The organism is Leisingera sp. NJS201, assembly GCF_004535885.1.
Lineage (GTDB): Bacteria > Pseudomonadota > Alphaproteobacteria > Rhodobacterales > Rhodobacteraceae > Leisingera.
Genome location: NZ_CP038234.1, coordinates 3,525,015 through 3,545,734, shown reverse-complemented (window position 1 = coordinate 3,545,734; position 20,720 = coordinate 3,525,015). Strand labels below are relative to the sequence as shown.

Here is a 20,720-nt window from a genome sequence, read left to right as displayed (position 1 = left end):
CAAAATGACTGCTCACTCGGGAGAATTGATCGCCAGCCAGATTGGCGCAAACCTGCCCTACCTGCGCCGCTATGCCCGGGCGCTGACCGGCAGCCAGAGCAGCGGCGACAAATATGCGCTGGCTTCGCTTGAAGCCATTCTGGCTGGCGAAAGTGATTACGATAGCGAACTTTCACCCAAAGTTGCGCTGTTCCGCGTCTTTCATGCGATCTGGTCCTCTTCCGGCGCGCCCGCCGGGGAAGAAGAAGGCGATACAAGCCTGGCGGCGAAGGCGCAGAGACACATGCGGCGGCTTACGCCGAACACCCGTGAAGCGCTGCTGCTGCACACGATCGAGGAGTTCAGTGCAGCCGATACCGGCATCGTCATGGGGGTGAGCGATGACGAAGCTTCAGAACTGATTGCGATCGCTTACGAAGAAATGTCGCGCGCCACTTCCGGCCGGATCATGATCATTGAGGACGAAGCGATCATCTCAATGGACCTTGAGGCCATCGTGACCGGAATGGGCCACAGTGTGACAGGCATTGCCCGAACCGAAGCCCGTGCTTTGGATCTGGCGTCCGAGGCCCCGGCCGATTTGATCCTGTCGGACATTCAGCTGGCGGATAATTCCAGCGGCATCGACGCGGTCAACGGCATTCTGGCCAAGCATGGCGACCGCCCGGTGATTTTCATCACGGCCTACCCCGAACGCCTGCTGACCGGCGAAGGGCCGGAGCCGGCCTTCCTGATCTCAAAACCCTACACCGAGGATCAGGTTCGTTCGGCAGTGAGCCAGGCGATGTTTTTTTCCTCGACCGAAACGCTGAAAGCCTGATCAGGTCCGGGGATGTGAAGCGCATGGCCCGGTCCGGATTGCGGACCGGGTAAGATGCGGGGCCAGCCGCTTTTACGAGCGCACCTCAATTGCAGGCACAACCAACCTCGCCGCCAGTGAATGGCCCAGCGTCTTTGCCTATCCCAAGATGCCGGGGGCACTGCTCACCGCAGATTTTTGCCGGCTGGGGCTTGAGCCGCCACATCGGTCACAGCCAAAGCCAGCTCTGCGCGCATCTGGGCGAGCGAGCCATGGCGCAGCTGCCATTTGCCGCCGGAAACCGCCAGAGTCGGCACCGCGCTGATCCGCCAGGAGGCGGCCAGCTGCCGGTCCTGGGAAACCAATTGCGAAACATCAGCACTGTGCATGTCCTTGCGCAGCCGTCCGGCATCCAGCCCGCAGGAACGGGCCGCATCCAGCAGCACGCCTTCGTCCGCGATATTGCGGTTCTCCGTCAGATGCGCGGCCTGCACCGCATCGAAATAGTCCCAGTGCCCGGCGTCCCCGGTCTGCAGTTCTGCGGCCTTGCAGGCTTTGGCGCTCAGCAGGCCGGTGGGATAGGGGAAGCGCTGGCGGCGCATCCCCTCCACGTTGATGCGGTTGCCTTTGTCATGTTCGGCGCATCGCTCCCAATGGCCCAGAATGGCGGATTTAGCTTTGTCGGCTGAGCCGAAGGCTGCGGCCAGTTTGGCGGGCGAGTCCTGCAGGACAAAGGTGCGATGGCGCACCCGGATTGGAAATTCGGCGGCCAGCTTGCGCAGCTTAGAGGACATCACAAAGCACCAGCCGCAAACGGTGTCGTGGAAGAAGTCGATGGTCAGAACGGGGGATTTCATCATTTCACCTCGATGAGAAGGAAAAGGGCTGCCGGCAGGTCAGGCGCCGGCAGCCGCAGATGCGTCAGTTGCCGCTCAGCGGGGTATCCAGAAGCACCGGCTTGTCCCCGGAGAAGTCGATCCAGGCATTGGTGCCGTTCAGGCGGGAACCGGCCGCATTGTCCGCATCAAAATGGATCTCGAACTGCTCGGGCCCGTGCGCATAAGCGACAACCAGACCATACTCGGGATTCAGGAAACCGCCGTGCGGGCGGATGCCGGGATAGCTGATGCGCCACGCCTCGCCCTCCGGGCCGACGTGACCAAGGGTCAGCTTGCCGATGACATCGCCGGGCAGCTCAAAGAACCAGACCCAGGGGCCGCCGGAGGCAATCGTCATCACCTCGTCGATGCCGGTGCCGCCCTCTGCATGGTTGATGTGCAGCGGTCCGAATTTCTTGTGGACCCAGACCCGGGTCTCCGCGTCCATCTTGTTCATGTCATAGACCTTGGGGTAGGGCGCAACACCCGGTTCCGAAGTGGTGAGGGAGCCGCCGTTTTCGACCGTTGGCTGCCGTCCCGCAGCTGCGATTTCCGCCAGCAGATCTTCGCGGCTGAGTGCAAAGGCAGAGATCAGTTGCGCCTCCTCCTCGGCGGTGATGGCGCGGCTGCCTGAGGCCTCAAGGACCGGCAGCGCCTGATCCGGGATCGCAACGGTGCTTACGCGGACACCGACGCTGTTCAGGACCGCATTCACGTCCTCCACGCCAAGCGAGGCCGGGCGGCCATCGGTGTATTCCAGTTTCAGCAGGCCGGCAGTGTCCTCAGCGCCGGCAAGCCCTTGGGCGGGGAGCCACAGCACGGCTGCGGCTGCGGCAAGTTTCGAAAGCAGTTTCATAGTGGAGTTCTCCAATTCAGTGCCCGGGGCAGTGTCCCCGGTCGGGTTGCGGGGTGATGGGCTCAGGCGGGGCAGGCTGTGCCATCCCGCCCGTGCGGCTGGCTCAGATCCTGTTCCGGGCCGGCAGAGATAATCCCGTGCGGGTTGATGTGCCGGTGGCTCAGGAAATAGTGCTGGCGGATGGCCTCCATATCGATCGTGGCGGCCACGCCTGGGACCTGGAAGAGGTCGCGCAGGTAGGGGCCGAGGTTGCGGTAATCGGCGATCCGCTTGCGGTCGGTCTTGAAATGGGTTGCATAAACCGGGTCGAACCGGACAAGGGTGGTGAACAGGCGCCAGTCCGCTTCGGTGATCCGCTCCCCGGTCAGATAGCGGCGGGTGCCGAGCAGGGCGTCCAGTTCATCCAGCTTGCCGAACAGGGCGGTGATCGCCTCGTCATAAGCCGCCTGGGTGGTGGCAAAGCCTGCGCGGTAGACGCCATTGTTGACCGGGTCATAGATTTCGGCGCTGATCCGGTCGATGTCCTGCTGCAAGTCCGGCGGATAGAAATCCGGGGCGGTGCCCGCCAGCCCGGCAAAGGCTGAATTCAGCATCCGAATGATATCGCCGGAATCGTTGCTGACGATGCGGCCGGTGCTCTTGTCAAACAGAACCGGCACCGTGACCGGGCCGGTGTGGCCGGGATCCGCCCGCTGATAGACCTGATAGAGGTACTCATCTCTTGGGACCCCGGCTGCCGGATCATGCCCCGCGGTGTCGATCTGCCACCCGTCAGGGCCTGCCAGCGGCGCCATTTGTGTGACGGTGATGATCTCCTCCAGCCCCTTCAGCGCACGCAGGATCGTGGTGCGGTGGCTCCAGGGGCAAGCCATGGAGACATACAGGTGGTAGCGGCCTGCTTCGGCCGGAAAGTCCGCATCCGTCCGCGGCTCGATCCATCCGCGGAAGCCGCTGCTCATGCGGCGGAATACCCCGTTGCCCGGTTTCGGCTTTTCGGTGAGCACACCGTCGATCAGCATCTTTGCCATGGCTCGTCTCCTTGATGACCCGGCAAAGGTAATCGGTTTCCAGCTGCGCGATAATCCGGGTAAGATGAAACCTAATGTTGAGAAAAACTCACCGGTCCGGAGAGAGAGGAAAATGGAAGGAATGGGAGACATCCCGGTGGTCGTGGCGGTTGCCGAAACGCAGGGGTTTGCCGCGGCGGCACGGCGGCTGGGGGTGACCAAGTCCGCGGTCAGCAAACGGATCACCCAGATCGAAAAGAGGTTGGGCGCGCAACTGTTTCACCGCTCCACCCGCAATGTCAGCCTGACCGAGGCAGGAGAGCATTTCTATGCCCATGCGGTCCGGGCGCAGGAGGCGGCACAGGAGGCCGAGGACAGCGTGCTGGCGCTGCAGGAGGCACCCAAGGGGCGTCTAAGGGTGAATGTGCCGATGGCTTTCGGGCGCTTGCACGTGGCGCCGCTGATCTCTGGCTTTCTGGCGCGCTATCCTGGCGTCTCGGTGGACATGGTGATGGATGACCGGCTGGCGGACCTGTTTGCGGACGGGTTCGACCTGGCGCTGCGCGGCGGCACGCTGGCAGATTCCGCGCTGGTGGCACGCAAGATTGCGCCATTGCACAATGCCCTGGTTGCCACCCCGGCGTATCTGGAGCGCCATGGTGTGCCGGAAACGGTCAGCGATCTGCGCAGCCATAATTGCCTCCAGTATTCCTACAGCCGGGATTTTCAGGAATGGGTCTTTAACTGCGGCGGCGAATTGGAGACCTTCCGGCCCGGCGGAAGCTACAGCGTCAACAACGGCGAAGCGCTGCGGGAGGCGATCCTAGGCGGCACTGGCATCGGCCGGCTGCCGACCTTCACTGCCGGTCCGGATCTGGCGGCGGGTCGGCTGGTGCGGGTGCTGCCGCACTGCCTGCTGCCGTCGCAGACCCTTTATGCCATCTATCCGGAGCGCCGCTATCTGCCTGCCAAGGTGCGGGTTTTCATTGATTTCATCCTGGAACATCTTGGCGGTGAGGTGCCGCCCTGGGACCGGGAAGCCTGTGTGTGAAAGCCGCGAAAGTGCTGCCCGCCGAGATCCTTTTACTAGCGGAATAGGCATCAATGAGGCCAATTCGCTTGTTCATTCAATGCTGTGAACTCTGGCAGCGGAAACCATAGGGCTACGACGCCTGTGCTTTTGCCCAGTAGGGCAAGCAGCGCGCGCCCTTACACGGCGCTTTCAGTTATGGTCCGGCGGCAGCTGGATGAACGGCCAAGCCTGCTTAGAGGCCGCCCGGTGGCGCTGTTTGAACTTGGCGGCGGCCGGGCGGCTGCAAAGCGTGTTTGCGGTCTTGAACCGGTGTGACTCCATAGAACTTCCGGTAATGCAGTGTCAGGGTCGAGGAGCTGGCATAGCCAACAGCATGGGCTATGCGGGACACGGTATCCCATGAATGAAGCACCATCTGCCGGGCGGCCTTCAGGCGCTGGCGGCGGTAGTATTCGCCGGGGCTGAGGCCGGTAGCGGCGCGAAAACTGCGCTCCAGCTGGCGCGGCGAGATGCCGGCCATGCGGGCCACGTCGCGGATGCACACCGGTGTTTCGTAATTCTCCGAGAAGATCGCCATAGCCTCTTTTACTGCGGGTGGCATTTGGTCGACGGTGCGGTCGCTTTGCAGCACCGGGACCTTCTGACGGGCGCTGCCGTTGCGGATGACGGGATGCTGGAACAGGCAGGCGATTTCATTTTTGGCGTCTGCACCGAGAGCATTGCCGATCAGCTCCAGTGACAGGTCGAACATGGCGGTCGCACCAGAGATCGTATGAATATTGCCGTCCCGCACAATCAGCCGGTCAACAGCCGGGCAATCGGGAAAGGCGGCCTCAAAGGCGCTGCGGTAACACCAGTTAACAGCGCAGCGCCGTCCGGACAAAACCCCGCTGCGCGCCAGCGGGAAAACACCACCGGACACTGCGCCCAAGGTCACACCATGCCGCGATAAGTAGCGCAGCCGCCCATGCCCTGAGACAGGATCTTCGAATTCACCTTCCGGGCCGGACAGCAGGAACAGGCAGTCCAGCCCTTTGATCCCGGCAAGGCTGGCATCTGCTGGAAAAAGGACCCCGGCTGAAGCCGCTGCGTCCGCGCCGGTTTCCGTCACCAAGGACCAGGAAAACACCTGGTGCCCGGCGATTTCATTGGCGGCGCGCAGCGGCTCCATTGCCGAGGCCAGGCAGGCCATTGGAAAGCCTGGAAACAGCAGAAAGCCTATGCGGGTGGATGGGGCGGGGCCAAAGTCGTTGGAATGGATAGTCATGATGTCACTCCAGCCCCAGCGCATCTTTCTTGGTCTTCGCCCAGGTAGTGACCAGGTGGTCGACCATCAGCCCCATGAAAGCGACGGCAAGACCAAGCACCAGCCCTTTGCCGACATCGGTGGAAGACAGCGCACGCTGCATCTCCTGGCCCAGATCCTGGGTGCCGATGAAGGCGGCGATGATCACCATGAACAGCGAGAACATCACCGACTGGTTCACCCCGACCATAATGGTAGGCAGCGCCATCGGCAGGCGGACTTTCCACAGGGTTTGCATCCGTGTAGCACCGGCCATATCAGCGGCTTCGATCAGGGTTTCGGGCACCTGGCGCAACCCTTCAATGGTGTAGCGCACCAGCGGCACGGCTGCGAACAGGACCACGGCGCCGATCACCGCCACATCGTTCACCCCGAACAGCATGACCACCGGGATCAGGTAGATGAAGCTGGGGAAGGTTTGCAATGTGTCGCAGATGAGCAGGGCAAGGGCGGCACGTTTCTCGTGAAACGATCCCCAGATGCCCAGCGGAAAACCCAGCACAGTCGCAATCGAGACCGCGACGACGACAGTATAAACAGTGATCATCGCACGGTCCCACCAGCCGGACATGGCGATGAGGCCGAAGAAAGCAACGCATACCAAAGCTGACCGCAGCCCGCCGATGGCCCAGCCTGCGGCGGCCAGCAGCGCCAGCACTGCGGCATAGGGCATCCATAGGAAGGCATCGCGGATCGGGATCAGCACCCAGGTGATCAGGAACCAGCGCAGCCATTGGGTGACCGGATCTATCAGCACGATGAACCAGTCCGCGACGGCATCAATCGGCTTGGAGATGGTGAAGGCGTCGCGGCGGCCGATCTGGTCCATTACTGGAATGAACTGTGCCAGCAGGATGCAGGCCAGCGACAGGCCCGCAGCGATCAGCAGAAACTTGTTGCGGACCGCAAAGGAGATGCCTTTTTCAAAATGCTCAGGCTGCTTGGTCGCCCAGGCCTTGGTGCAACGGTCCAGCATGACGGCCAGCAGCACGATGGTGATTCCGATCTCGACCGAGCGGCCGATCTTCAACGCCTGCAGCAGTTGCAGCAGCTTCTGGCCCAGCCCCGGCATGCCGATGAAACTGGCCAGGACCACCATCGCAAGACACTGCATGATGACCTGGTTCACACCGACCAGGATCTCGGTCCGGGCGGTGGGGATGCGGACGTGGCGCAGCAGCTGCCAGCGGGTTGAGCCGCACATGTGTCCGCTTTCAATCACCTCATGCGGGACCTTGCGCAAACCCAGCAAGGACATGCGGATCATCGGCGGCACCGAAAAGATGATGGTGACGATGGCACCCGCCTTGGGGCCGACTCCGATGAAGACCACAACCGGAATCATATAGGCGAAATGCGGCAGGCTTTGCGCGATGTTGAGGATTGGATTCAGGATCCGCTCAAAGCTCTTCGAGCGCCAGGCGAGGACCCCCATGACCAGGCCGAACAGGATCGAGAACGGGGCCGCGACAACGATAACCGAAAGGGTTTCCATCGCCCATTTCCACTGTCCCATGACGGCGATCCAGACAAAGGTGCCGCCGGTCAGCAGCGACAGCCGCCAACCTTGTAACGCATAGCCGATAACAAAGCCGATGCTGGCAATCACGGTCCACGGAATGGGGCCGACGCGGGGCCAGCGGTTCTTGCCGTAAAGCAAGTTGGCGGTCACATCGAGCAGCCATTCAACCCCATCAGCAAAGGCGCGGGTCAGGTAGATAAGTCCAAGATCATCGCGCAGGAAGTTAAAGATCGCGTTGATCCAGTCGGCAAAAGGCAGCACCAGCCATTCAGGCGGCCGTACCAGCCCTGCCGGCAGCACGGCATTGCCCGCCGCCAGAACGAAGGCCAGCGCAAACAGCGCCCAGCCGGTTCTGGCGCGTGTCCATGTCTGAGGTCTTCCAGAAAGAACCATCGTCTGATCTGTCATGACGGCTCTCCCAGAAGCACGTCCAGCGCTTCCTGGCGGTTCATCGCACCGATCAGGCTGCCTGCGGTGTTGGCAACCGGCAGAAAGTCGCGGTTGTCATTGACCAGCAGGCGCGCCAGTTCGGCGATGGTCTGTTTTTCTCCGATCGGCGTGCCGGTCAGGCTGTGCCCATTCACCTCGCGTGCCAAAACACCGGCGTGCACCACGCGGGATTTCTCAATTTCTTCGGTGAATTTCGCAACATACTGGGTGGCCGGGTTCAGCACGATCTGATCGGGGGTGTCGCACTGTTCAACCACGCCGTCCTTCATGATGGCAATCCGGTCGGCAAGGCGCAGGGCCTCGTCAAAGTCGTGCGTGATAAAGACGATGGTCTTGCCCAGCATTTCCTGCAAACGCAGGAATTCGTCCTGCATCTCGCGGCGGATCAGCGGATCGAGGGCTGAAAACGGCTCGTCCAGGAACCAGATATCAGGTTCAATTGCCAGGCTTCGGGCGATGCCGACACGTTGCTGCTGGCCGCCGGATAGTTCGCGCGGGAAGTAATCCTCGCGCCCTGACAGGCCTACCAGTTCGATCACCTCCAGCGCACGGGCGCGGCGTGCGTGGCGATCCTGGCCGCGCATTTCCAGCGGGAATGCCACGTTGTCCAGCACGGTACGGTGCGGCAAAAGACCGAAGCTTTGGAACACCATGCCCATCTTGTTGCGGCGCAGGCCGATCAGCTCTTTCTCGGACATCTCGCCGATGTTCTGACCGTCAACCTGAACCTCGCCGCCGGTGATATCAATCAGTCGGGACAGGCAGCGTACAAAGGTGGACTTGCCGGAACCTGACAGCCCCATGATCACCAGCATTTCCCCCTTGGCGATATCCAGAGAGACGTCGCGCACAGCTGCGATGTAGCCAGCCTGGCGGATCTCATCAAAGCCGGGGTTGCCGGTCAGCGACTTCAGATACTGTTCCGGTTGGGCGCCAAACAGCTTCCAGACGTTTTTGCAGGAAATGACGGGGGTGGCGGCGGTCATGGCTTTTCTTTCATTGGCATTGAAACCGGGGCAGCGCGCTGCCCCGGAATAAGGGTTCGGAAGGGGGAATCAGGAACCGGTCCAGGGCTTCCAGAGGCCCTCATTCGCGGCCAGCCATTCAGCTGCGGCGTCCTCGGGCTCCATCTCGTCAATGTCGACCAGCTTGGCCATTTCTGCGATTTGCGGGTTGGTAAAGCTGATTTCGGTCAGCGTTTCATAGGCCGCCGGCCATTTCTCTTTCATGCCGTCCCAAGCGGCTTTCTTCAGGTAGCCGTTGGCCGGATTGCCGCAGTCATAGGTGGCGTCCGGGTTCGGGCCGACGGACGGGTCCTTGTCGCAGCCTTCGACCCAGGTGGGGAATTCGACGAATTCACCTGGCCAGACAGCTTCGGCAAAGTTCGGCGTCCAGTTGAAGATCACCACCGGCTTTTTGGTCCTTTCCGCAGCAGCAACTTCGGCCCAAAGCGCCGAGGCAGACCCTGCGTTCACAACTGTGAAGTTCATGCCGAGCGCCTCAACACGCTCGGCGTCGTGCTTGAGCCAGTCAACAGGACCGCCCAGGAAACGGCCCTTGTCGCCAGTTTCAGGTGTGGCAAAAGCCGCAGCGCAGTCGTTCAGCGCTTCCCAGCTTGGCAAGCCAGGGCAGGCGTCTTTGGTCCAGGCCGGATACCACCAGTCTTCGCGGGTCACGGCATTGTGGTCGCCTGCGTCATGCAGGCCGCCTTTGGACAGCGCCTCGTTGAAGGACTTGCCAAAGGCGCCTTCCCAGACTTCCAGTTCCAGGGTCACATCGCCAAGGCGGACGGATTCATAGACTGCCTGGCTGTCGGTCGACACATATTCGACACTGTTGCCCATTGATTCAAAGATTTGTCCGACAACGTGGCTCATCACGATCTGGCTCGACCAGTTGTGGATCGGAATAATGATAGGGTCCGAGGAATCCTCGGCCATCGCCATCGGGGCCGTCATCATCATGGCCGCAGCGCTGGCCATTAGGTATTGCCGGTATCTCATGTGTGTCTCCCTGTTGTCGCAGCCCTGGTCCTGATGGCCTGAGCCTTTCCGCGTTTTGAAAGCCGGGCTTTCGAGACAAGAAGTTAGGCAGCAGTTGTGAACAGGTCAGCCCGGCGGGATGAACAGGCTGGTCAGGTATGTTAAAATTTGTTAACCGGTAGGAATATTTTCGGGGGTTTCAAAATCATGGCGCATATTTTGATCATTGAGGACGAGCCCGTCACCCGGGCCACTCTCGCCAGTTATCTGGATGCCCAAGGGTACAGTGTTTCGCAGGCTGAAACTGCCGAAGACGCGGAAACTATACTGGAAGAACAGGACGTTGACCTTTTGCTGGTCGACATCAACCTGCCCGGAAAAGACGGGCTGCAGATTACCCGGGAACAGCGTGCCAAGTCTGAGCTGGGGATTATCCTGGTGACCGGCCGGGATGATGAGATTGACCGGATTGTCGGATTGGAGCTTGGCGCGGATGATTATGTCTGCAAGCCCTTCAACCGGCGTGAATTGCTGGCTAGGCTGAAAAACCTGCTGCGGCGGACGCAGGATGTCCGGCGTCTGTCGCGCCGGATCTACAAATTCGGGCGGTTCCAGTTCGACGTCGCGGCTCGGCATCTGCAAACGGTCGAGGGTGACAGCATTTCCCTGACCCGGGCTGAATTCGAAGTGCTGGAGATGCTGATCAGCCGGGCAGGCGAGGTGGCCTCGCGCGATGCGCTGATGAGCCGGGTCACCCACCGGCAATACGGCGCGAATCCCCGTACCGTGGATGTGCTGATCCGGCGTTTGCGCGGCAAGCTGGAGGAGGACCCCGCCAATCCGCGGGTGATCACCACCGTGCATGGCGAGGGCTATGTGTTCACGGCGCCTTTGAACTGACGGTTTCGCACTCGCGCAGCACTGCGGCCAGCGCCTCCAGGATGTGCGGGACCAAGGCTGCCAGCTTGTCCAGCTGGTCTTGGGCTGCGTTCAGTTCCCCATTTTCCGAGTGTGCTTCCAACGCTGCCAGCAGCGCCGCGAGATCCTGTTGGCCAAAGGTGCTGGCAGCCCCTTTGGCGCGGTGCGCTTGTTTTGCAAGTGATCCGAAATCTTGCGTTTCCAAAGCCGCAGTCATCTGTGCAAGGCTTCGCGGAAGCTCCTGTTTGAATATTCTTGCGATGTCCAGAGCTTGCACTTTGCCAAGGTCCCGTATGTTTTCCTGCATCTGTTTCTGAAGGCCGGCGCGGCGGTCCGGCTGTTCCAGAACTGCCTGGCGGGCCGATAAATAGATCGCGCCCTCGCGCCCTTGCATGACGCTGTCCAATGCCTTGGCCAGCCGTTCGGGGGAGACCGGCTTGGCGACAAAGCCGTTCATGCCGGCCTGCAGGTGAGTCTCGATCTGGTCCTTTTGCACATGCGCCGAAATGCCGATGACCGGCAGTTCGGCAATCCGCCGGTCGGGCAGGGCACGCAGGCGGCGGGTGGCCTCGGTGCCGCTGATGCCCGGCAGGTTCACATCCATCAGCACCAGATCAAAACCGGAGCCGGGCAGCAGTTCCAGCGCGCTTTCGGCGCTGCCGGTGCATTGGCAATTGTGCCCCATACGCTCCAAGTACCCTCGCGCGACCATCTGATTGATTTCGTTGTCCTCGACCACTAGCACAGACAGGGGGTGTTCGGCTTTTGTTGCCGGTGCGGGCGGGTCTTCAAGCACAAGATCAGCGGGGTTGCCCGGTTCCAATTCCAGGGACAGTGTAAAAACGGATCCCACGCCGGAGGTGCTTTCCAGCGACAACCTGGCACCGATGGTTTCGGCGAAATGTCTGCTGATTGCCAGCCCCAGCCCGGTGCCGCCGAATTTGCGGGCGGTATCTGTGTCCTCTTGCTCGAAGGCCTCAAAGATTCTGGTCTTTGCTTCCGCCGATATGCCCTTGCCGGTGTCACTGACTTCAAAGGTCACCCGGTGGCGTCCGCTGGCAGTATCGTTGATCCGGATCCGCAGAATGACCTCGCCGTCGTCAGTAAATTTCAGGGCGTTGGAAAGCAGGTTGAACAGAATTTGACGGAGCTTGGCGGCATCGCCCTGCACGGCCTCTGGCAGGTTTCCGGGGGCATCAAGCCACAGGTGGACGCCCTTGCTGTCTGCGCCGGGCCGCAGCAGCACGACGATGTCGGTGACCAGTTCCCGCAGGGAAAATGTGCTTATCTCCGGCTTTAGGGCGCCGCTTTCGATTTTCGAGTAGTCCAGAATGTCATTCAAAATCTTCAGCAGATTTTGGCCGGAGACCAGCGCTGCCCGCAGCCGCTCCATCTGCGTAGGCGGCAGGCCATCGTCCGAAAGGCTGCGCAGCATGCCAAGCACGCCATTCATAGGCGTGCGGATTTCATGGCTCATCATGGCGAGGAACTCGGATTTGGCTTGGTCAGCGGTTTCCGCTTTCCGGCGGGCCTCATCATGGGCTTCGACTTCTTCCTGCAGGCGCTCGGTCTGTTCATTGACCAGGACCTGCAGATTGTTGCGGTGTTCGCGAAGTTCCTGTTCATTGCGGTCCCGGACACTTTCCAGTTCCAATTTGTCGATGGCTTGCTGGCGGAAAACTTCCACCGCGGCCTCCATCCGGGCGATTTCGTCATGCCCTCGCGGTCTTACCCGGTGGTCCAGCTGGCCGCGCATCAGGGCCGCCATTGTGCCCGACAGCTGATTAAGGCGCCGGGTGATGCTGCCGCGCACATAAAACCACAGGACTGCAAGCGACAGCACAAACCCTGCAATCGCAGCAAAGCCGTTGCGCAATTGGGCCCGTTGGACGTCGAGAGCGGCAGCATTGCCGGACCGGATCACCCGTGCCTGGGCCTGGTCCGCAACGGCTGCGGCCTCGTCGCCAAGCCGCAATGCGGTAGCCTGCAGGCCCTGCTGGAGCGCGGTTATACGGGCTTCGGTGGCCAGAATCCTGTCGCGCAGCACAAACAGCCCGATGTCCTGCTCTGAGACGGTACGCAATTGCGCGGCATAGCCCTCGGCCTGCTGGCGCCGCCCTGGGTCGCGGATCGCCTTGATCCGGCGGGACACGACGAGCAGCCGGCTGGTCAGCGTTGCCTCGATCTCACCCAGTTCAGTTTCATCGCCGGCGTCTTCGATCCGGTTGATCAGCAGCCCGATTTCAGCAGTTTGCGAGCGCAGCTCGAACATCAGGCCCAGTTGGAACAGGTCAACCTCGATCAGCTTGTCCAGCGTATCGGTACGGGCCTGCTCCTCAATCGGGGAGGAACCTGGACCGTAAAGGCTTGAGATAACTGCAGTTGTGCCCATCTCGGCGTTTGCCACCAAAGTGTCGGCCATGCTGAGCAGGTTGTTCGCAGCGGATAGGTTTTGCCCGGCCAACTGGTTGAACTCGCTGTGCAGAGCGATGCGGGTTTCGACCAGGGCGTTCAGCAGCGGCAGCACGCGGGACGCTTCCGTCACCGTGTCACGCAGCCGGGCGGATCCTGTGCCGCCGGCTGTCTCCAGCGCTTCAAGCCGCCGGGTCAGTGCTTGGACTTGGGCGGACAGGAATTTTGCCCGGTTTTCCCGCTCGGACTGGGTGTCAACTGCGGCCAGCTCAGGGGCGATGGCAATGATGCGGGTGCTTTCTTCGGCCATGCCGCGGACTTCGGCTATGGCAGGTATGGTCTGGCTGATCACCTCTGCCTGGCGGCGTGCAAGCACCCGCAGTTCAACCAGGCCAAGGATGCCCGCAAGGGTGGGCAGTCCTGCAATGACGACGAATGCGAGGCTTAATTTTCCGCCAAGACCAAGCTTTTTCAACATCCCTGGACTGTCGCGCGCATTTGCCTGTAGTGCAAATTTGAATTTCCCTTTTGCGTTCTGCTGCCTATCCTCAGTGTCTGGAAGGGATTTTCATGCGCGCACTCTGGTTTTTGTTCTTCTCTGGGCTTTGCACTGCAGCCGCCGCGGACAGCTGGCGCCTGCAGGTTCCGCGAACCCCGTTCGATTACGAAAGCGGATACGAGGCCGCAGATTATCAGCCGTTGGAGCGGGCGGCGCAGATGTGGCGGCTTTGCATCGCGTATCCGCATTTGAAGGACGCCTATTGGCTGAGCGTCAACTACGGAATGGTGGCTGAGGCTGAACGGCTGGGGGTTTCCTTTAAACTGGTTGAGGCCGGCGGGTATCCGAATTTGCAGCGGCAGATCCGCCAGGCCGAAGACTGTGTGGAGACGGGGGCAGATGCGCTGATCCTGGGGACGGTCTCATTTGCGGGTCTGACCGGAACGGTGGAGCGGATTTCGGCAAAGGTTCCGGTAATTGCAGCGGTGAATGACATCGCCGATGCGGGGATCACTGCCAAGGTCGGTGTGTCCTGGACGGAAATGGGCGCTGTGGCCGGGCGTATCATCGCGGCGCGGCACCCCAAAGGCGCGCCGCCAGTGAAAGTGGCCTGGTTTCCCGGTCCGGAGAATGCGGGCTGGGTGAAATTTGTTGAGCAAGGGTTCCGCGCGGCACTGGCGGAAAGCTCGGCGGTGGTCGCGGTGACGAAATACGGGGACACCGGTCGGGAGATTCAGGTCCGCCTTGTCGAAGAGGCGCTGGATGAGGCGCAGGACTTGGACTACATCGCCGGGTCTGCGCCTGCTGCCGAGGCCGCGGTGTCGGTCCTGCGTGCCCGTGGTTTGCAGGGGAAGGTTCTGGTCGTGTCTGACTACATGACCCACGCCGTCTACCGGGGTGTTCTGCGTGACCGGATCATTGCAGCACCCACGGACTTCCCTGTTCTGCAAGGGCGGCTGGCGGTGGAAATGGCGGTGCGGGCTATAGAGGGAAAGCTGAGCGTCAAACATACCGGGCCGGAAATCCAGGTCTTTGATCAGAACTCGCAGCGCGGGGATATGCTGGAGCAATCCCTGGCGCCGGCAAGTTTTGTCCCGGTGTTTGATTTTCATCCGCAGCGGTGACGGTGTTGCAGCAGGCTAGTCCGGCAGGCGGCAGTTTTGTTGACCGGCGGCGTGTGATCCAGCATCCTTATCTGAATATTGCGGGATACCAATAGGCGGCCAGCAGATGTTCTGTGGCAGTCATGACAGTGAGGCCTGCCCCATGCCAAAGGCGCAGCAGAAGGGATATGTTCTGGACACCCACCGGCTGTGCGATCCGGCGCAGACGCTGGCTGCAGTCCGGCCGCATCTTGCCGGTATGGGCATCACCCGCATTGCCAATCTGACCGGGCTGGACCGGATCGGCCTGCCAACCGTTATGGTGACGCGGCCTAATTCCCGTTCAGTCGCGGTGGCGCTGGGCAAGGGGCTGACGCTGGAAGCGGCACAGGCCTCGGGCGTGATGGAAGCGATTGAGACCTGGCACGCGGAACGGATCGCGCTGCCTCTGCGGGCGGCCAGCTATCACGACTTGCGGCAAGACGCATTGGTGATGGATGTTGATCGTCTGCCCCGCGTGACCGGAGGCCGCTTTGATCCGCACCAGCCGATGTTGTGGATTGAAGGAACGGACCTGATAACTGAAAAGGCGTATTGGCTGCCCTATGAAATGGTGGATACCGATTACACCGCGCGGCCCTGCGGCGGGCAGGGTGCGTTTCCGCGCACTACCAACGGTCTTGCGTCCGGCAACAGTCTGGCAGAAGCCACCTGCCACGCGATTTGCGAATTGATTGAAAGGGATGCGATCACTTTGTGGCATCATGCACCGCCGGGCCCGCGTATCGGTCCCGAAACTATAGACGACCCGCGTTGCCGTGCGGCGCTGGAACAGTTTGCTGCAGCAGGAGTGGACGCCGGCATCTGGAGTATCGCGACAGACACCGGGGTGGCGGCGTTTCATTGCATGATTTGCGAAGCCGGCAGCCGGCCCGGCCATATCGGCATTGGCAGCGGCTGCCACCCGGACCGGGCCATTGCCCTGCTAAGGGCGCTGACCGAGGCGGCCCAGACACGGCTGACCTATATCTCCGGTGCGCGCGACGATCTGGATCCGGATGAGTTTACCCCCAAGGCGTCGGCAGAACGCGCGCATTATGTCCGGGCGTTGTTGGCTCGATCCGAACCGGTGGACCGGCTGCATGATTGCCCGTCCTACTCAGCGCCGTCCTTCGAAAATGACCTGGCCTGGCTCCTGAACCGGCTGGGGGATGCAGGGATAGAGCAAGTTCTGACGGTCGACTTGTCGCGTCCGGGTCTGGGAATTTCTGTGGTGCGTGCGGTGATCCCGGGCCTGGAGGCGCCGCATGACGATCCGGATTTCATAGCAGGCCCGAGGGCCCTGAGAACAGCGGAGGCGCAGGTTTGACGGCAATTGTTTTTGCAGGCCCGACAATCAGCGCTGAGGAGGTCTTGAGCCTGCTGAATGCCACTGTTCTGCCGCCGGCTGGTCAAGGCGACATTTACCGGGCCGCCCGTCAAGGTGCATCTGTCATCGGATTGATCGACGGGTATTTTGAAGGCGTGCCCTCGGTCTGGCACAAGGAAATCCTGTGGGCGCTGGAGCAGGGGATCGCGGTGTTTGGCAGCGCCAGCATGGGGGCGCTGAGGGCGGCTGAGCTGTCTGCGTTCGGGATGGTGGGCATTGGAGACATCTATGAAGCCTATGCTGCGGGTGAGATTTGCGACGATGACGAAGTCGCGGTCCTGCACAGCCCGGCAGAATTGGGCTTTGCACCGCTAAGCGAACCGATGGTCTCGATCCGGGCAACCGTGGCGCGCGCGGTCGCTGACGCGGTGCTGGAAGCGGATCAGGCTGCGGAGCTGCTCAGAACGGCCAAGCAACTGTTTTACCACGACAGGACCTGGGAACAGATCCTTGCGGGACTTGCGGACGCATCCTGGCTTGGCAAGTTTTCGGCCTGGCTTGAAACCGGGCGGGTGGACGCCAAGCGCGAGGACGCGCAGATGATGCTGATCCGTATGGCGGCCTTTCAGGCGACGGAGGGCAAGGCCGTTTCCATTCCGCCTGAAAAAGTTGAACGCTCGCTTGCCTGGCAGGGTTTGGTGCAGCGGATCGAAGCGGAGGCGTACAGCCTGCCGGACGCGGACTTGCAGGTGCTGGATGAGTTGCGCCTGGAGCCTGTGCGCTTTGGTGAATTCCGGATCCGCGCTGCAGCGCGCTGTTTGGCGCTGGAGAATGCGAGGCGGAAGGGGCTGCGCCCGGACCGGCAAGAGATATTAGAGCAATTGAGCAGACACCGGGAAACGCTCCAGCTTTTCCGCAGTCGCGACCTGCAACAGTGGCTGGCAGAAAACGGGCTGACTGCTGACGGGTATGAAGCGCTGCTTGGGGAAACAGCGCTGGCTGGCACTGCTGTGAACACCTTGGGCAAGCAGTTGGATCTGCACCTGCTGGCAGAGCTCCGGCAGGCAGGCGCCTATGCGCAATTGAAGTCCCGGGCGATTTCCAAGTCGCAGCGGCTGGCTGAGCTGGACCAGCGGGGCAGCGATCAGCCTGAACAGGACCGGTTGCGCTGGGTCGTCTGGTATTTCGAAACACGCCTGCAGCGGGGGACCCCTGAAGATCTGGGGGAATATGCTGCGGGTATCGGCCTGAGAGACCTGGATGAATTCTATGCGCTGATCCGGCGTGAATTCATGTATCATCAAAAGGACAAAACACAGTCTGCACCGCAAAGCAGAGACCAGGCAGGGCATATACGGTGAAACCTCCGCAAATTTGGAGGGCTCATGGACGACATGTTTGAGATGGCTGAAGAAGCGCCGGGAACCCGGTTTCTCCTGTTTCCGCAATCTCCGTTCCGGACTGCGGATCCGGAACCGGAACTGGTCGAGATTTCCGCGCCGCCCGGTTCAATCGGGCCGGGGCCGTCGGGACCGCGGATGTATACAGTCAACCCTTTGGGCAAAACCATTCCGTTTGGGGCCATAGTCCCTGGCCCGTCGGGGCCTGGCATGTATCTGCCGCCTTGGCATGGAGAGGTGCAGGAACCGCCGGCGCCGGATGAAGATGGCCACTTTACGCATGTTCTGCCTTCGGATCCCGGTTTTGAGGCGGTGCATTTGTTTGCCGCCGCCCATTTCACGCTGGATGTGTGGGAGGCGTATTTCGGGCACCCGATCCCCTGGCATTTTGCGCGGGATTATGACCGGCTGGAGCTGTCGCTGCTGCCAAGCCTGGACAACGCGCATATCGGCTGGGGATTTCTGGAAACCGGCGGCACCTGGGAGCATGGAGGCGAATACCGCGCCTACAGCCTGAATTTTGATGTGGTCGCCCACGAAATCGGCCATGCCATCATCTACAGTGTTGCGGGTATGCCGGTCTCGGATGATGTGCCGGGCGAGTATTTTGGATTTCACGAATCTGCAGCTGATATGGTGGCGCTGATAGCCTCGCTTCACTTCGGGTCGGTTGTCGAGGAGTTGTTGGAGAACACCAAGGGCAATCTTTACACGTTCAATCAGTTGAACCGCTTCGCCGAACTCGCTGGGAATGCGCAAATCCGGATGGCGGCAAATACCCGGTCGCTGCAGGAGTTTGTTTCCGGCTGGAGCAGTGAACACGCGCTGTCCGAACCGTTGACGGGGGCGATGTTCGATATCCTCGTCGATATCTTTCACGAGCGGCTGCTGGTGCATGGTCTGATCACACCTGAAATGGAGGATCTGTCTGATCAGTTGGAGGAAACCCCCTATTACAGCGATGTCATGCAGGCGCTGTTTGATGCGCGCTATGCTCTTGATCCCGAAGGGTTCCGGGTATCGCTGTTGGAAGCCCGTGACTTTCTGGGCGCCTATCTGGCGGCGGCGTGGAGCATGCTGGATGCCGAAAACCTGACCTATGCGGCGGTGGAGAAGGCGTTGCTGATTGTTGACCAAGAAACAACCGGAGGCGCCTTCCACTCAATCATAGAAGGCAACTTCCGCATGCGGGGAATTGGCTTTGCCCAGGCTGGACCGCGACTGGCCGAAGCGGATGAGGACAGCCATGCCAATTCCGTGCGGACAAGGGTGCCCGGCGGCTGACAGGCTGATTGTCTACAAATTCTATTCTTTTTGTGCTATTTTACCTCTCAGGGGGACATTCAAGGCATCAGAACCTGCAGAAATTCCGGACGTGTCCATTTTTGAATTGTCATCCTGAGTTGTTTTCATAGCCACAGGAGTGTGTACAGTGGCCGAGTCTTTGCTGAGTTTTTCTGAAGTGTTGTTATTTGGCCGTTTGATCGACGACATGAAAGTTGTCCCCAAAATTGCAGGGGCTGTGGTCGGGACGGTTGATGATATGCCGAAATTGGAAGGTACAGAAGTAGGCAGTGAAACTGTTGTGCCTGGTGACAAAGTTCTGGTTATGGCCCAGAATAAAAAGACTGAAAATGGCCTCTATAGAGTTGGATCAGGACGTAGCAATCCTTGGCTTCATCAGTGCCAGTTTCCCAAAGGTACCATACTTGAGGTTGCCCACGGTCCCCGCCAAGGATTGTGGAAGCAGGTTGGTGATTATGATGCCGGGCAGCAGGAATTTTCCAGGGCGGAAAAACGGCGGCAGAAAGGCCAGGGCAGAAACAACCTGCTTGGCGATCAGCTGAGCGATGATGCGAATCTTGCTCGTATCTACGGGTTTTCCTATGAGGGCACCTATTTTGAGTTGCCGGAGCCGGTGATTTTCCTTGTGCATGGCGACGGTGACAGCGCGACAGGTCCAGAATCGCCTGCCGATCAGGTTCAGGTTTCCCGGGCGCCGCTGAACCCTTCGGTGACCGGCGTTGCCTCGGCCGAGTACCAGATCGCAAACGACATCCGGGTCTGGGATTATGATCAGGCCGATTACTCGATCCGGATGGATGTGATGGCCGGAAGGCTGGAACAGGTGTTGCTGGATGTCTATTTCGGCGACGGCGGACCTTCGGTCAGCGGTGCCAAGGTGAGCGGCGCGAAAGTTAGCGGCGCGAAGGTCAGTGGAGCCAAAGTCAGCGGTGCCAAGGTCAGCGGCGCAAAAGCACGCGGGTCCGGCGACTGAGATTGAGTATCTGGCAGAGGTTTGCTGTGACTTGATAAGAAAGGGTTGGCGTTCCTGTCCTGGGCGCCAGCCTTTTAGAAACCTGCTTTCTTCAGGCCTTCAACAAAGTGCTGGGTGTCTTCTTCCAGCCGGTCAGGCTGCACCTTGGTCCAGCGTTCGAGTGAAAAATTCGGATGTGCTTCGCGGTGCCGGGCGGCCATATCCCGGGCCAGTTCCATCTTGCCCATCTGCGCATAGCTGGCGGCCAGCATCCGCTGTCCCTCGGTCGGGTTATTCATTTTGGTGAGCGTTTCTATAACCGCCTCATAGTGTTTGAGGTTGTAGTAGGCGCCACCCAGGTGCCAGAGGTATTGATCGGGGAAATAGGGGTTCAGCCGCATCGCCTGTTGCAGGCTTTCGATGGCTGTTTCATTGTCACCGGAATGGGCCAGCGCATCGGCGTAGTCCGACAGAAGGTCGGCATCATTCGGGTTAAGTGCAAGGGCGCGCCGGTAAGCGCCGATCGCTGCGTCATGCTCTTTCCGGTAAAGATGTACAAATCCCAACTCACCGAAACCGCGGGCATCGGTCGGGTCCAGCTCAACTGCTTTCTGGGCGTAAGACAGGGCTGTGTCCAATGCGTGTTCGGCGTCCTTGGCCCAGGAATAGCGCCAATCAATGTTCAGGGTGCGTGATAGTGCGGCCGAGGCCCGGGCATAATCCTGATCCCGCGCAAGGGCGCGTTCGTACAGGGTCTGGGCTTCGCGGTTATCCTGCCTGGTGTAGCGGAAGATAAACTGCTGCCCGCGCAGAACAAAGCCATAGGCAGCAAGATCTGCCGGTGCTGCCTGCGCCATCCGTTTGCGCTCCTGGGCTTCGATCAGAACGGCCGTTGCTGCAACGATTGCATCGGTTACCTCGTCCTGGAT

The 20,720-nt window shown here is 60.6% G+C and carries 17 protein-coding genes and 1 pseudogene; 9 read left to right on the top strand and 9 right to left on the bottom strand.

Features of this window, described 5'->3' with window-relative positions; translation table 11 throughout:
• Positions 1-4: 4 nt before the first annotated feature.
• On the top strand, positions 5-820 hold the full coding sequence (locus ETW23_RS17390) for a response regulator (RefSeq protein WP_134830767.1): 816 nt from the start codon (positions 5-7) through the stop codon (positions 818-820).
• A 64-nt stretch (positions 821-884) separates the two neighbouring features.
• Positions 885-986 (top strand): annotated as a pseudogene (locus ETW23_RS26175) (ATPase); the annotation flags it as partial.
• Here ETW23_RS26175 and ETW23_RS17380 read toward each other — a convergent pair.
• The 3 genes from ETW23_RS17380 to ETW23_RS17370 all read right to left on the bottom strand — a co-directional run bounded on the left by ETW23_RS17380 (position 985) and on the right by ETW23_RS17370 (position 3,561).
• Entirely contained in the window at positions 985-1,656 is a 672-nt protein-coding gene (locus ETW23_RS17380; protein ID WP_134830766.1) for a DsbA family protein, read from the bottom strand. The pseudogene ETW23_RS26175 and the gene ETW23_RS17380 sit on opposite strands and share 2 nt — an antisense overlap.
• 64 nt (positions 1,657-1,720) lie before the next feature.
• The gene (locus tag ETW23_RS17375; RefSeq protein WP_134830765.1) at positions 1,721-2,533 is read right to left on the bottom strand and encodes a hypothetical protein; all 813 of its coding nucleotides are present in this window, start codon (positions 2,531-2,533) and stop codon (positions 1,721-1,723) included.
• Between the two features lie 62 nt (positions 2,534-2,595).
• The gene (locus tag ETW23_RS17370; RefSeq protein WP_134830764.1) at positions 2,596-3,561 is read right to left on the bottom strand and encodes a glutathione S-transferase family protein; all 966 of its coding nucleotides are present in this window, start codon (positions 3,559-3,561) and stop codon (positions 2,596-2,598) included.
• 121 nt (positions 3,562-3,682) lie between these two features.
• Here ETW23_RS17370 and ETW23_RS17365 point away from each other — a divergent pair, with 121 nt between their 5' ends.
• Positions 3,683-4,591 (top strand): LysR family transcriptional regulator, encoded by a 909-nt coding sequence (locus tag ETW23_RS17365; protein WP_254695062.1) that lies wholly within the window; start codon positions 3,683-3,685, stop codon positions 4,589-4,591.
• 214 nt (positions 4,592-4,805) lie between these two features.
• Here ETW23_RS17365 and ETW23_RS17360 read toward each other — a convergent pair whose 3' ends face one another.
• The 4 genes from ETW23_RS17360 to ETW23_RS17345 form a co-directional block, all read right to left on the bottom strand.
• Complete coding sequence (locus ETW23_RS17360) at positions 4,806-5,840, bottom strand: GlxA family transcriptional regulator (protein WP_134830762.1); 1,035 nt, start codon at positions 5,838-5,840, stop codon at positions 4,806-4,808.
• A 4-nt stretch (positions 5,841-5,844) separates the two neighbouring features.
• Positions 5,845-7,809, bottom strand: a complete 1,965-nt coding sequence (locus ETW23_RS17355; RefSeq protein ID WP_134830761.1) for a proline/glycine betaine ABC transporter permease — start codon at positions 7,807-7,809, stop codon at positions 5,845-5,847.
• On the bottom strand, positions 7,806-8,837 hold the full coding sequence (locus ETW23_RS17350; RefSeq protein ID WP_129369390.1) for a glycine betaine/L-proline ABC transporter ATP-binding protein: 1,032 nt from the start codon (positions 8,835-8,837) through the stop codon (positions 7,806-7,808). Before ETW23_RS17350 ends, ETW23_RS17355 begins: the two co-directional genes overlap by 4 nt.
• A gap of 69 nt (positions 8,838-8,906) precedes the next feature.
• The gene (locus ETW23_RS17345; RefSeq protein ID WP_129369391.1) at positions 8,907-9,854 is read right to left on the bottom strand and encodes an ABC transporter substrate-binding protein; all 948 of its coding nucleotides are present in this window, start codon (positions 9,852-9,854) and stop codon (positions 8,907-8,909) included.
• Positions 9,855-10,040: 186 nt separating this feature from the next.
• Between ETW23_RS17345 and ETW23_RS17340 the strand changes: the two genes are divergently transcribed.
• Entirely contained in the window at positions 10,041-10,733 is a 693-nt protein-coding gene (locus tag ETW23_RS17340; protein ID WP_134830760.1) for a response regulator, read from the top strand.
• On the opposite strand, the gene torS is transcribed toward ETW23_RS17340, so the two are convergent.
• On the bottom strand, positions 10,714-13,641 hold the full coding sequence (gene torS / locus ETW23_RS17335; protein ID WP_134830759.1) for a TMAO reductase system sensor histidine kinase/response regulator TorS: 2,928 nt from the start codon (positions 13,639-13,641) through the stop codon (positions 10,714-10,716). The genes ETW23_RS17340 and torS overlap by 20 nt on opposite strands.
• A gap of 92 nt (positions 13,642-13,733) precedes the next feature.
• Here torS and torT point away from each other — a divergent pair, with 92 nt between their 5' ends.
• The 5 genes from torT (at position 13,734) to ETW23_RS17310 (ending at position 19,812) form a co-directional block, all read left to right on the top strand.
• A complete protein-coding gene (gene torT, locus ETW23_RS17330; protein ID WP_134830758.1) occupies positions 13,734-14,786 on the top strand; it encodes a TMAO reductase system periplasmic protein TorT in 1,053 nt (350 codons plus the stop codon).
• Between the two features lie 142 nt (positions 14,787-14,928).
• A complete protein-coding gene (locus tag ETW23_RS17325) occupies positions 14,929-16,134 on the top strand; it encodes a YcaO-like family protein (protein ID WP_134830757.1) in 1,206 nt (401 codons plus the stop codon).
• Positions 16,131-17,495, top strand: coding sequence for a TfuA-like protein (locus ETW23_RS17320; protein ID WP_134830756.1), 1,365 nt, complete (start codon positions 16,131-16,133; stop codon positions 17,493-17,495). Before ETW23_RS17325 ends, ETW23_RS17320 begins: the two co-directional genes overlap by 4 nt.
• Before the next feature lie 24 nt (positions 17,496-17,519).
• The gene (locus ETW23_RS17315) at positions 17,520-18,818 is read left to right on the top strand and encodes a hypothetical protein (RefSeq protein ID WP_164982665.1); all 1,299 of its coding nucleotides are present in this window, start codon (positions 17,520-17,522) and stop codon (positions 18,816-18,818) included.
• A 148-nt stretch (positions 18,819-18,966) separates the two neighbouring features.
• Positions 18,967-19,812, top strand: coding sequence for a hypothetical protein (locus ETW23_RS17310; RefSeq protein ID WP_134830755.1), 846 nt, complete (start codon positions 18,967-18,969; stop codon positions 19,810-19,812).
• 74 nt (positions 19,813-19,886) lie between these two features.
• Here the strand turns inward: ETW23_RS17310 and ETW23_RS26170 are convergent, their stop codons facing one another.
• On the bottom strand, positions 19,887-20,648 hold the full coding sequence (locus ETW23_RS26170; protein WP_254695061.1) for a tetratricopeptide repeat protein: 762 nt from the start codon (positions 20,646-20,648) through the stop codon (positions 19,887-19,889).
• Positions 20,649-20,720: the final 72 nt, after the last annotated feature.